This window comes from Coriobacteriaceae bacterium (assembly GCA_025992855.1).
Taxonomy (GTDB): Bacteria; Actinomycetota; Coriobacteriia; order Coriobacteriales; family Coriobacteriaceae; genus Collinsella.
The window spans coordinates 1,432,959-1,444,958 of sequence record DAJPGB010000001.1 but is presented as its reverse complement, the minus strand read 5'-3'; the positions used below and the strand labels follow the sequence as shown (position 1 = coordinate 1,444,958).

At 60.9% G+C, this 12,000-nt stretch carries 9 protein-coding genes; 2 read left to right on the top strand and 7 right to left on the bottom strand.

Annotated features, from left to right (window positions below; all coding sequences use genetic code 11):
• Complete coding sequence (locus OIL88_06060; GenBank protein ID HJI71929.1) at window positions 1–495, bottom strand: ribosome maturation factor RimP; 495 nt, start codon at window positions 493–495, stop codon at window positions 1–3.
• A gap of 368 nt (window positions 496–863) precedes the next feature.
• Here OIL88_06060 and OIL88_06055 point away from each other — a divergent pair, with 368 nt between their 5' ends.
• Entirely contained in the window at window positions 864–1,436 is a 573-nt protein-coding gene (locus OIL88_06055) for a hypothetical protein (GenBank protein HJI71928.1), read from the top strand.
• Between the two features lie 104 nt (window positions 1,437–1,540).
• On the opposite strand, the gene leuS is transcribed toward OIL88_06055, so the two are convergent.
• On the bottom strand, window positions 1,541–4,117 hold the full coding sequence (gene leuS, locus OIL88_06050) for a leucine--tRNA ligase (GenBank protein HJI71927.1): 2,577 nt from the start codon (window positions 4,115–4,117) through the stop codon (window positions 1,541–1,543).
• A 373-nt stretch (window positions 4,118–4,490) separates the two neighbouring features.
• The gene (locus tag OIL88_06045) at window positions 4,491–6,002 is read right to left on the bottom strand and encodes an IMP dehydrogenase (protein HJI71926.1); all 1,512 of its coding nucleotides are present in this window, start codon (window positions 6,000–6,002) and stop codon (window positions 4,491–4,493) included.
• Window positions 6,003–6,195: 193 nt separating this feature from the next.
• Here OIL88_06045 and OIL88_06040 point away from each other — a divergent pair, with 193 nt between their 5' ends.
• The gene (locus OIL88_06040; protein HJI71925.1) at window positions 6,196–6,540 is read left to right on the top strand and encodes a LysR family transcriptional regulator; all 345 of its coding nucleotides are present in this window, start codon (window positions 6,196–6,198) and stop codon (window positions 6,538–6,540) included.
• A 134-nt stretch (window positions 6,541–6,674) separates the two neighbouring features.
• Here the strand turns inward: OIL88_06040 and OIL88_06035 are convergent, their stop codons facing one another.
• The 4 genes from OIL88_06035 to OIL88_06020 form a co-directional block, all read right to left on the bottom strand.
• Entirely contained in the window at window positions 6,675–7,667 is a 993-nt protein-coding gene (locus tag OIL88_06035; protein ID HJI71924.1) for a PLP-dependent transferase, read from the bottom strand.
• A gap of 95 nt (window positions 7,668–7,762) precedes the next feature.
• A complete protein-coding gene (locus OIL88_06030) occupies window positions 7,763–9,295 on the bottom strand; it encodes a glycoside hydrolase family 32 protein (protein HJI71923.1) in 1,533 nt (510 codons plus the stop codon).
• A gap of 106 nt (window positions 9,296–9,401) precedes the next feature.
• Window positions 9,402–10,802 (bottom strand): PTS transporter subunit EIIC, encoded by a 1,401-nt coding sequence (locus OIL88_06025; GenBank protein ID HJI71922.1) that lies wholly within the window; start codon window positions 10,800–10,802, stop codon window positions 9,402–9,404.
• A 184-nt stretch (window positions 10,803–10,986) separates the two neighbouring features.
• On the bottom strand, window positions 10,987–11,958 hold the full coding sequence (locus tag OIL88_06020) for a LacI family DNA-binding transcriptional regulator (protein ID HJI71921.1): 972 nt from the start codon (window positions 11,956–11,958) through the stop codon (window positions 10,987–10,989).
• Between the last annotated feature and the right edge of the window lie 42 nt (window positions 11,959–12,000).

Below are 12,000 nucleotides of genomic sequence, written 5' to 3'. Positions count from 1 at the left end.
TTACTTTCCTTCCTTCGCGGGCTTGAAGTCGTAGGTGGGCTTCAACTTGCACTTTTTAACATCAGAGAAATCGAGGGTAACGGACTCGCCGTCCTCGAACTCGAGGGTCACGCTCGTCTCGGTCGCGGCGGCAATCTTGCCGGCGTACTTGCGACGGCCCTCGGTGGCGGTGGAGGTGAGCTCGCAGTTCTCGCCCACAAAGCGGGCAAAGTCGCGCGGGCGGCGCAGCGGACGCGCCATGCCCGGGCTCGACACCTCGAGCGTATAGCTCGAAGAGATGGGGTCGAGCTCCTCAATCACGTCGCCAACCCACTTGGTGTTGGCCGTGACGTCGTTGAGCGACAGGCTCTGACCCTCGGCACCCTCGATACGCACACGCACGCAGGGGGCCTTGGTGGCACCCACGAGCTCAACGTCGACGATGTCAACATCATGCTGGGGAGCGACGGCCTCGAGCGCGTCGATGATCGCCTGCTCGGTCTTGGTCTTGACCATTGCGGCACCTCCATCCATACAAAAAAGAAGCGGGGCCGAAACCCCACTTCTTTCAATTACAACTTCATTTGCAAGCAAACTATAGCAATACCTGCGCAAACGTGCAAGCGTCGTACAAATCCGCAGGTCAGCGTGCGCACAGGTTCTCCACAAGAATAGGACAATTGGACCGAAAGCGCCGTGCGGAGCGCGTCCCAAAGCGCAAGAACGGGCCATGCGTCCCAATCCGGCGATCCGTTCGGGCCTCAAGGGCGTTCCTCACATAGCCCCTATCGATCAGACTAACGCTAAGGGTATTTCTGTAACTAGCCAGTCGATTGCCCGTACAACGCCAAGCATTACCAGGACCTCTACGACAAGGAGGCATCATGAAACGTCTCGGCACCCTCTGCGCAACCGTGTTCGTCATTGCAGCGTGCTCGTTCGCCCTCGTGGGTTGCAGCAATACGGACGGCAAAACAGAGCCAAGTGAGCTGGACCCTGGAAGCACCGAAGCCATCGAGAAAACGACGACATCGGAGAGCTTCGACAACATCAACGAAGACGAAGTCGATCCACAGGGCCTGGGTTCCGAACCCCAAGAACAGTTCCCCATCGATCTTGAAGCGGATGAGAACATCCATGTCGCCTGCGTTGGTAAGGACACGGATGGCTACGGAGACGCCGTGCTGGTTTTTTCGGTAATCAACAACACCGGTGTCGACATGATGTTTGGCGATGTGGACGCCTATGCCTACGTCAACGGCAAGGTCCGCGATGTGCGCATGCGCCAGCCGGTCGCCGCGGGCGAGGAAACGCGCGCCATGCTCACCTTCGTCGGCACGTTCGACGATCCGGACTTTGATGTGAACAACGACCTCAACGACATCTACCTCAACATCTGGATGTTCGAGGAGGCAACGGGCAACGTCTACTTTAGGGACCTGGTGCACATTCCGTAGGGGGCGACGCGAGGCATAGGCCGAGCAGGGCACACAACGCAAAACGAGGGACGATCCAACCGGACCGCCCCTCGTCTTTTACGAGTCAGCTATGTGCGCAGCGCTTACTTGACCACCAGGTTGACCAGCTTGCCGGGCACGCAAATGGCCTTGACGACCGTCTTGCCCTCGAGCCACTTGGCAACGGCTTCCTCGGCGGCAGCCTGCATCTCCTCGTTGGAGGCTTCGCGGGCGACGTCGATGCGGCCACGGACCTTGCCGAGCACCTGGACGACAATCTGAACCGTGTCCTCGATGGACTCGGCCAGGTCGAACTCGGGCCAGGCGGCGGTGTAGGCGTTGCCCTCGCAGCCGAGCGCCTCGTGCCACAGCTCGTCGGCCCAGAACGGGCAGATGGGAGCAAGGACGCTCACGATGTCCTTGGCCACGCCGTAGCACAGGGCCTTGTCACGCGATGCACCGTCGGTGGCGTTGAGGTAGGCGCTCGCGGCGTTGACGAGCTCCATGACGGCCGAGATCGCGGTGTTGAACTGACCGCGGTCAAAGTCCTCAGTGCACTTGGCGATGGTGCGGTGACGCTCGCGATAGAGCTTCATCGCGGTCTCGTCGAGCACGGACTTGTCAAAGGCCACGTTGGCGTCGCCGGACTGGACGAGCTGCCACACGATACGCCAGGCGCGCTTGATAAAGCGGTTGGCGCCCTCGACGGCCTTGGGATCCCAGTCGAAGTCCTTCTCGGGCGGGGCGATAAACAGGATCGCCAGACGCATGGTGTCGGCGCCGTAGGGCTCAATGACCGAGCTCGGAGGCACGACGTTGCCCTTGGACTTGGACATGGTGTCGCCGTTCTCGTCCTTGACCATGCCCTGGCACAGCAGGTTGGTGAAGGGCTCATCCACGCTCAGCAGGCCCAGGTCGCGCAGCGCCTTGGTAAAGAAGCGGCTGTAGAGCAGGTGCAGAATGGCGTGCTCGATGCCGCCGATGTAGTTATCGACGGGCATCCAACGGTCGGCGGCTTCCTTGGAGAAGGGCAGCTCGGTGTTGTGCGGATCGGTATAGCGCAGGTAATACCAGCTGGAGCAGGTGAAGGTGTCCATGGTGTCGGTCTCGCGCTTGGCCGGGCGGCCGCAGACCGGGCAGGTGGTCTCGTAGAATTCCTTGCACTCGGCGAGGGTCTCGCCGGCACCCAGGTCCAGGTTCTCGGGCAGCGTCACCGGCAGCTGGTCCTCGGGCACGGGCACGATGCCGCAGTGCTCGCAGTGGATAGCCGGGATGGGGTTGCCCCAATAACGCTGGCGGGAGATAAGCCAGTCGCGCAGACGGAACTCAACCTTGCGACGGCCGCAGCCCATAGCCTCGAGGTCGGCCACGATCGCAGCCTCGCCCTCGGAGTGCTTGCCGCCGCGCATGCCGGTGTACTTGCCGGATTGGACGAGCGTGCCCTCGGCAGCGTGGGCGCAATCCCAGTCGACGGTCTCGGCATGGAAGGTATCGATGGTCTCGCCGCTGTCCTCGACGGCAGCGCGATCGCCATCGTCCAGGATGATCGGTACGATCGGCAGGTCGTACTTGCGGGCGAACTCAAAGTCGCGCTGGTCGCCACAGGGAACGGCCATGACGGCACCGGTACCGTAGTCGGCAACGACATAATCGGCAACCCACACGGGGACCTTCTCGCCGTTGACGGGGTTTACCACATAGCGGCCCGTGAAGGCACCGTGCTTCTCGAGGGTGCCCTGGGCACGCTCGACGGCAGAGATATGCTTGGAGTCCTCGACAATCTTGGTGACGGCCTCCTCGTACTCCGTACCCTCGACGAGCTCGTGCAGGCCGGCGTACTCGGGAGCCAGGACAAAGAAGGAAACGCCAAAAAGCGTATCGGCACGCGTGGTGAAGACGGTGATCTTGCCCTCATCGCCCTCGATGGGCTCGCCATCCTGGTCGCACAGGGTAAAGTCGACCTCGGCGCCCTCGGAGCGACCGATCCAGTTGGCCTGCATCTGCTTGACGCGCTCGGGCCAGCCGGGGAGCTTCTCCAGGTCGTCGAGCAGCTCCTGAGAGTACTCGGTAATCTTGTAGTACCACTGCTCAAGGTCGCGCTTCTCGGGCTCGGTGCCACAGCGCCAGCACTTGCCCTCGGTGACCTGCTCGTTGGCCAGAACGGTCTTGCAGGTGGGACACCAGTTGACCGGGTTCTTCTTGCGGTAGACCAGGCCCTTTTCCCACATCTTCTCAAAGATCCACTGACCCCAGCGGTAGTAGTCGGGGCTGCAGGTCTTGACCATGCGATCCAGATCGTAGGAGAAGCCCATGCGCTTCATCGTGGTGAGCGCCTGGTCCATGTTCTTATACGTCCAGGCAGCAGCCTGCGTGTTGTGCTTGATGGCGGCGTTCTCGGCAGGCAGGCCAAAGGCGTCAAATCCGATGGGGTGCAGCACGTCGTAGCCGCGCATGCGGGCCTGACGGGCCATGGCATCGCCGATGGTGTAGTTGCGCGCGTGGCCCATGTGCAGGTCGCCCGACGGATACGGGAACATCTCGAGCACATACTTCTTGGGCTTGCTGTCGTCGGTGTCGACGGCAAAGAGGTTGGAGTCCTCCCAGGCCTTCATCCATCGGGACTCAATGGCCTGCGCGTCGTAGACAGGGATCTCGTCCTTATGATCTGTGCAATCGCACATATCAGCTCCTTTGTTAGCTGGGTTGGGGCGGGGCGTTCTTACCTTTACTCGCTGCTGCGGACAGTCCTGCTCGCACGAAGAGCACATTAAGTGCTCTTCGGCTCGTGCGGAACTTGCAGCGAGCAAAGGTAAGAACGCCCCGCCACATCGTTAACTCGCATGATGATAGCAAATACAACAAGCGAGATGCCTGCAACTTGCAGGCATCTCGCTTTATCTTAATAACGTGGTTGTGAATCAACCGCTAATTGTTACCAGCCCAAGCATGGTCGGGTTTTCCAAGTGCCGCAGATTGCCGTGAAAGAGGAGCGACGCGTACTTTGGTACGCGAGCGACGGTTTGAACGGCAAGGTGCGGTGCTTGGGAAAGCCGCTTAGCGGTAGCTGACGCTCTGCTGGGAATCCTTGACGACTACGTCGTGAGCGCCGCCTTCGACGATGGAGGTGGAGCTTACCAGGGTCAGGCGTGCCTTTTCCTGGAGCTCGGGGATCGAGAGGGCACCGCAGTTGCACATCGTGGACTTGACCTTGTAGAGCGTGCCGCCCACACCATCCTTGAGGGAGCCGGCGTAAGGAACGTAGGAGTCGACGCCCTCGACGAAGCTGAGCTTTGCGGCGCCGCCCAGGTCGTAACGCTGCCAGTTGCGGGCACGCGCAGAACCCTCGCCCCAGTACTCCTTCATGTACTGGCCATTGACGTTGACGCGCTCGGTCGGGCTCTCGTCAAAGCGGGCGAAGTAACGGCCCAGCATCATAAAGTCGGCACCCATGGCAAGGGCAAGCGTCATGTGGTAGTCGTAGACGATACCGCCGTCGGAGCACACGGGCACGTAGACGCCGGTCTCCTCGTAGTACTCGTCGCGAGCGCGGCAGACGTCGATCAACGCAGTGGCCTGGCCACGGCCGATACCCTTGGTCTCACGGGTAATGCAAATGGAACCGCCGCCGATACCGACCTTGATGAAATCGGCACCACAGTCAGCCAGGAAGCGGAAGCCCTCGGCGTCGACGACGTTACCGGCACCGACCTTGACGTCCTCGCCATAGTTGGCACGGATCCACTCGATGGTGCGCTTCTGCCACTCGCTGAAGCCCTCGGAAGAGTCGATGCACAGGACATCGGCACCAGCCTCGATGAGCAGCGGCACGCGCTCGGCATAGTCGCGGGTGTTGATACCGGCGCCGACCATGTAGCGCTTGTCACCATCGAGCAGCTCGTTGGGGTTGGTCTTGTGACTGTCGTAGTCCTTGCGGAAGACGATGCCCATGAGGTGATCGTTGTCGTCGACAATAGGCAGAGCGTTGAGCTTGTTATCCCAGATGACGTCGTTGGCAACCTTGAGGCTGATGTTCTTGTCGCCCACGATGAGCTGCTCACGCGGGGTCATGAACTCGGAGACCTTCGTCTGGTGGTCATCGCGACTGGGGCGATAGTCACGGCTGGTGACGATGCCCAGGAGCTTGCCCTTGGGAGTGCCGTCGTCGGTAACCGGCATGGTGGAGTGGCCGGTCTTCTCCTTGAGCTCAATGACCTGCTCCATGGTCATGTCGGGGGTCAGCGTGGAATCGGACTGAACGAAGCCGGCCTTGTGATCCTTGACGGCCTTGACCATAGCGGCCTCGGACTCGGCGCTCTGGGAACCGTAGATGAAGGACAGGCCACCCTCGGTAGCGAGCGCGACACCCATGTCGACGCCCGAGACGGACTGCATGATGGCGGAAACCATGGGGATGTTCAGGGTGATTGCCGGCTTCTCACCGCGCTTAAAGCGGGTTAGCGGCGTCTTAAGAGAGACGTTGTTGGGGATGCACTGCGAGGACGAGTAGCCAGGGACCAGCAGATACTCCGAAAACGTGTGGGACTCACCGGGAAAGAACGTAGCCATGTTTCTCCTTTTTCCATGCGACCGGTCGGCTGCAGGCCTCGTAGGACCCAGCCCAACCTTGGGCGCCCAATACTGGGGAAGTATCTTAACGCACTTTGACTGCTACAATGCATGATTTAAGAAGAGCACACGAGGGTTTGACGCAGGCTTTGCGTTTGCCCAGCAAACACTTTAGCGGGAAGACGTGGAGCGTATGAAGTACAAGACAACGGCAAAGTTGGTCATTCAAGCGTGCGACAAGGATTTGCCGGGCGTGTTCGGCCACGGCTGCGTCTTGCTGCTGCAGGGTATTGCCCGCGAGCACTCGCTCAACCGCGCCGCCAAGAGCATGGGCATGGCATATTCCAAGGCCTGGCGCATTGTGAACGAGGCCGAAGGGCAGCTGGGCTGCAAGCTCATCGAGCGCGACGGAGCCCGCGGATCATCGCTCACCCAAGCCGGCGAGCGAGCCATCGAAGTCTACGAAACCCTCCAGGCCGACATCAACAACATCATCGCCACAGAAGCCGACGCCCTCATCGCCAGCATCAAAAAGTAGCTAATTTGGGACGGGGCTTTTTTAGCTGCACAACCCCTTCTCATAAGTTGCGGTGAAATAGGGACTGTTTATGCCGATAAAGCCGTAAACCAATCCCTATTTCACCGCAACTTATGGAGTTGAGGATGATTTAGCTAGTTGCGAAGGGCGTTGTCTAGGGTGGACGCTACTACCAGAGGATTGTCGGTGCCGGCGAAGAGGCGGATGGTGCTCCCCTGCTTGCCGCGTGGGGCCGAAAGGCGCGTTGTTGGGCCGCCGGCGGGCGATGTGCGGAATTCGTCCGGCAGTATGCTGAAGAATTCGCCCGCGGTGCAGTCCATCAGGTCAAATTCAACTGCCGGGCCAAAGCCGTGCTCGAGGATTCCCGTTGCAACCGCGTGGTCGGGATGCGAGCTCAGTCCGGGATAGCGCACGTTGCGCACCATCTCGTTGGCGGCCAGATACTCGGCCAGCGCGCGGGCGCGGTCGAAGTGTGCCTGCATGCGAGCGTCGAGCGTATCGAGCCCGTGCTCTAGAACCTCAGCCTCATCGGAGGACAAGTCGAGCGCGACCAATCCGCACCCCTCGAGCAGGGCATGCGCGCACTCGGCAGCGGCGTCCACGCGATGGCGCTTAAGCTGCGAGCGCGCGACCGACGCCGCCACGAGCTTGCGTGGCGCCTCACCGGAGCACGCACGGTCGAGTGCCTCGAGCGACAGCACGGCACCCAGCCGCAGCGGATCGCAGCCAAAGACGTCAGCCACGGTGTTGTCCACAACCAGCAGTGCATGGGCCTCACGCGCCGCCCGACCCAGCGCGCGCAGATCGGGCACACGCAGACCAAACCCGCCGATAGAATTGACGAACCACCACAGGTGCGGCCCCTCGGCATCAAGCGAGGCATCAAAGCCCTCGGACGCGGCAACAAATACCTCGGCGCACGAATCCCCCACCAGCACAACATCGCAGCCATCAAAGCCGCGGGCAAAGGCTTCGGTAAAGTCATCCGCAAAGGCCACAAGGCGGTCACCGGGACGCACAATACCCAGCAATGAAAGCGCCGCCGGCACATGCGGGGCCGCAACAAGACACGCCTCACGCGCGCTGGCCCTCAAAGCCCAGGCCTCTTCTAGCTGCTGTACGCCCATACGGCACCGTCCCTTCAAAACAAAAACCCACGATGCGGATGTTCCCCGCATCGTGGGCAACGGCTGCAGTATAGCGCCGATGGGCGATCGCGCACCTAGATGTTGAGCGTGTGACAGGTCACGCTCGCACCCGGAGCGTCAACGGTCACGCCATAGGCCTCGGGATAGATGCGCGTCGAAAACACGAGCGCGCCATCGTTCACAAACACCTCGACCGACGAGACATCGCCAACAATGCGCACGTTACGAACCTCGTCGACGGGCTCCCAGCGCACAGTACGACCGCAGCCGGCAGAAGCGCGACTCTCATCGATAAATCGCATCTCAAAGCGCGCGGGCAGTTCGCCCTCGGCGGGCACAAACGCCAGCTTCAGCTCGCCATCAACGATCGCGGTAAACGCGCCGTCGACACCGTCAACAACAACGTCAAAGCAGGTATCGCCGGCAACCTCCAACGAGCCCTCCCCCACACGCACCGAGGCATAATGGTGCTCAATCTCGCGCGCCGGCTGTTGCAGCACCACGCCGCCTGCACCGGCTGTAAGCTCACGCGGTACCGTCATGCAGTGCTGCCAGCCGCACACCACGGTGGGGGCGTTGCCATAGGTCGGCTCATCGGGCATGCCCATCCAGCCGATCAGAATGTGGCGACCATCCTCGGACGTAAACTCCTGCGGAGCATAGAAGTCAAAACCGGCGTCCCACAGGCGGAACTCGCCCAGCTCATAGGCACCGTCACCACCCGTAATGTCGCCCGTTACAGGCATGTAGCCCGCTGCATACACATTGCCGCGGTCCCAACGACCGCCCTCGAGCCCCTGGGGCGAAAAGGACAGCCACTTCGCTGGTACACCGCCATCGGCCTCAAGCTCAAGGTATCCCGGGCACTCCCACATAAACCCAAAGCGCTCGGGCGCAGACACACGGCTCTCGAGCTTCCAGCTCAGCATATCGGCCGAGCCATACACCAGGATCTCGCCCACATCGCGCCCGGCACCCTCGCCGTGCATCGCACAAAAACGGCTCTCGACATGCGGCCCGTCTACGCGACGACGCGCGCCCAGCACCATGTGGTAACGCCCATCATCATCGCGCCATACCTTGGGGTCACGCACGTGGCAGGTCAAATCCTCGGGATAATCCTCAGACGCCAGCACCACGCGCTTTTGGCTGAACGTCTGTCCATCGACACTCTCGACATACACGGTGTCGGCGCGACGGCCGGAGTTGACATAGTCAAAGACGCCGTCAGCATCGGGGAGCTTAACGTTGCCGGTATAGAGCACGCGAATGCGACCGTCCTCGACCAATGCCGAGCCTGAATACACGCCATGGCAGTCGAACGGCTCGTCGGGAAGCAGCGGCGCGCCAACATATTCCCATTTCATAAGGTCGCGGCTCGTGGCATGGCCCCACATCTTGACGCCGCCGTTCACGTCAAACGGGGCATACTGAAAGTACGCGTGAAATACGCCATCTGCCTGGCAAAGACCGTTGGGGTCGTTGAGCCAGCCCGCCGGCGGCATAATATGAAAGCGCTGGCCATACGCGCCATGACCGCACTCAGAGGCGGCGGCGTCAACAGCGGCGACCAGCTTTGCAAGGTCGCGACCAAGTGCATTAGACATATCAAAGTCCTAACGGATCGAAAGTTACAAGGCGCCAGAGATCGGCGTCAAATACGGGAAACACCCACGGGCATACAGCCCGCGGGCGCCCCTCAATCAAAAGCTCTTAGGCCTGCTCGGAAGTCTTGGGCTCGTCCTTGTACAGGACGAACGAGACGGCAAAGGAAACCAGCGCGGCGACCGCAAACATGATCGCGTACTGCACGGGCTGGGCCAGGCACAGCAGGATACCGAAGATGCCGGTAACGCCGGTGCCAGAAGCGGCAAGCGAAGTGAGCGCGCAGACCAGGGCACCGCAGCCACCGCCGATGCAGCCGGCGATGAAGGGCTTAAAGAAGCGCAGGTTCACACCAAAGATGGCAGGCTCGGTAATGCCCATGAAGGCGGACAGGGCCGAAGGAAGCGCCAGGCCCTTGATCTTGGCATCGCTGGTCTTAAAGGCAACGGCGAGCGCGGCACCACCCTGGGCGATGTTGGCGGCACTGGCGATGGGCAGCCAGTAGGTCATGCCGTACTGGGCGAGCTGGCCCAGATCGATGGCGGTGTACATCTGGTGGATACCGGTAACGACCGTGGGGGCATAGAACAGGCCGACGATAAAGGAACCGATGCCGAAGGGCAGGGTGAGCAGGGCCTGGATCAGACCGAGGATGGCGTTCTCGGCCCAGACAAAGATGGGGCCGACGGCAACGAGCGTCACGAGCACGGTCACGAACACCGAGACGAGCGGGGTCACAAAGAGGTCGAACATCTCGGGAACGATCTTGTGCAGACGCTTCTCGAGGAAGGCCAGAATGGCGCAGGCGATGACGATGGGGATCACATGACCCTGATAGCCAACCCACTCAAAGCTGTACACACCGGGGATGACGGTGACCATGGTCTGAACGCCCTCGGAGGCAACCGTATAGGCGCTCTGCAGCGAGGAGTTGATGAACGCACCACCGACGACGGCGCCCAGATACGGGTTGGCTCCAAAGGCCTTAGCGGCGGAGTAACCGATCAGGATCTGCAGAATGCCAAAGGACGTTCCCGAGACCAGGTCGGCGATCTTATAAATAAAGTTATTGGTGTCGAGCGCGATAAAGCCGTTGGAGGCCATAAAGTTGAGGGCGCTCATAATGCCCAGCAGCAGGCCCGAGGCCACGATGGCGGGAATGATGGGGACAAAGACGTCGCCGAGCACCTTAATGGCACGCATAAAGATGTTCTGCTGCTGAGCCGCGGCCTCCTTGACCTCGGCCTTGGTGGCAGCCTCGACGCCGCTGAACGCGATGAACTCTTCGTAGACCTTATTGACGGTGCCAGTGCCAAAAATAATCTGGAGCTGGCCCTGGGCCTCAAAGACGCCCTTAGCGCCGTCGATATTCTCGAGGGCCTCCTTGTCGACCTTGGCGTTATCGGCAATCACCAGGCGCAGACGCGTGGCGCAGTGCGCGGCCGAAACAACGTTGCCGGCGCCACCGATGTTGTCGAGCACCTCTTGCGCTGATTTGCGGTAGTCCATGACTTCCCCTTCCTCCAACGGGCGCATGTGCACCCGGCCATCTTTGACACTTACACTGTAATCGTTTTCAGTTTCATATGTCTGTAATCGTTTTCATAGTAGGGTGAACGGTAGGAAAAAGCCGGCGAATGGTAGTTTTATGGCAAAAACAGGGGCCTCAGAGGCAGGCAGACGTGCCCAGAGCCTAGACATTCATAAGCTGATGGCCGAGCTTGATCGTCTTGAGACCGCGCTTCCCCTCCACGCCATCGAGCGTGTCGAGCAGCATGCTGGTGGCCTCGACGCCACTGGTCAGATACCCATAATGCACGGTGGGAATGCCGCCCGTCAGCGCACGCAAAAACGCGTTGTCGCCAAAACCGCTCACGCGGTGTATGCCCTCGCCCATACCGCGAACCTCATCGATGGCACGAAGCGCGCCCGCCGCCATGGTGTCGGTCGCGCAGGCGATAAACGAAACATCGGGAGCGACGGAGAGCAGCTCACGCGCCGCGCCATAGCCCGAGTCGAGTGTAAACGAGCCCAGGCGAATCAAGGCGGCATCGAGCGGGTTACCCGCGGCGCGCAGGCCGGCCTCAAAACCGCGACGGCGGTCATAACCAGCAGCGCGGTCCTCCTCGGTAACTCCAATGTAGGCAATCTTGCCCCCAACATGCTTCGCGAGCGCCTGGCCCAGCTCAAAGGCAGCCTCGTAATCGTCATGGTAGACGCAAGCCGCGCCCTCGACGTTTTGGCCGATTAGCACAATGGGCACACGGCAAGACGTAATGGCCGCACGATGTTCGTCGGTGATCATGGTTGCCACCAGCACAATGCCATCGACCGGGTGGTTTTGGAATAAATCGAGATATTCGAGCTCACGCTCGGGCGCGTTGTCAGTATTGGCAAGCAGCATCTGGTAGCCACGACGACCGAGCACCTGGCCAATGCCGGCGGTAATGCGGCTCACGGATTCCGAGTTGATCTTGGGCACGATGACGCCGATGAGCTTGGTGGAGCCGGTGCGCAGCGCGCGAGCCTGGCTGGACCGCACGTATCCGGTCAGCTCAATCGCTTGCTTAATGCGCTCGGCCTTGTCCGCCGAGATATATCCGCCGTTGAGGTAGCGCGAGACGGCGGCGCTCGAAACGCCCGCCAGCTCGGCCACATCTTTCATCTTTACCACGAGCACCCCTGTCATTGAAATCGCTTTCACCAT

Coding starts and splice junctions, on each gene's coding strand:
- OIL88_06045 (HJI71926.1), bottom strand. CDS start 6,002: ATGGCTACGTTCTTTCCCGGTGAGTCCCACACGTTTTCGGAGTATCTG.
- OIL88_06030 (HJI71923.1), bottom strand. CDS start 9,295: ATGTCTAATGCACTTGGTCGCGACCTTGCAAAGCTGGTCGCCGCTGTT.
- OIL88_06040 (HJI71925.1), top strand. CDS start 6,196: ATGAAGTACAAGACAACGGCAAAGTTGGTCATTCAAGCGTGCGACAAG.
- leuS (HJI71927.1), bottom strand. CDS start 4,117: ATGTGCGATTGCACAGATCATAAGGACGAGATCCCTGTCTACGACGCG.
- OIL88_06025 (HJI71922.1), bottom strand. CDS start 10,802: ATGGACTACCGCAAATCAGCGCAAGAGGTGCTCGACAACATCGGTGGC.
- OIL88_06020 (HJI71921.1), bottom strand. CDS start 11,958: ATGAAAGATGTGGCCGAGCTGGCGGGCGTTTCGAGCGCCGCCGTCTCG.
- OIL88_06060 (HJI71929.1), bottom strand. CDS start 495: ATGGTCAAGACCAAGACCGAGCAGGCGATCATCGACGCGCTCGAGGCC.
- OIL88_06055 (HJI71928.1), top strand. CDS start 864: ATGAAACGTCTCGGCACCCTCTGCGCAACCGTGTTCGTCATTGCAGCG.
- OIL88_06035 (HJI71924.1), bottom strand. CDS start 7,667: ATGGGCGTACAGCAGCTAGAAGAGGCCTGGGCTTTGAGGGCCAGCGCG.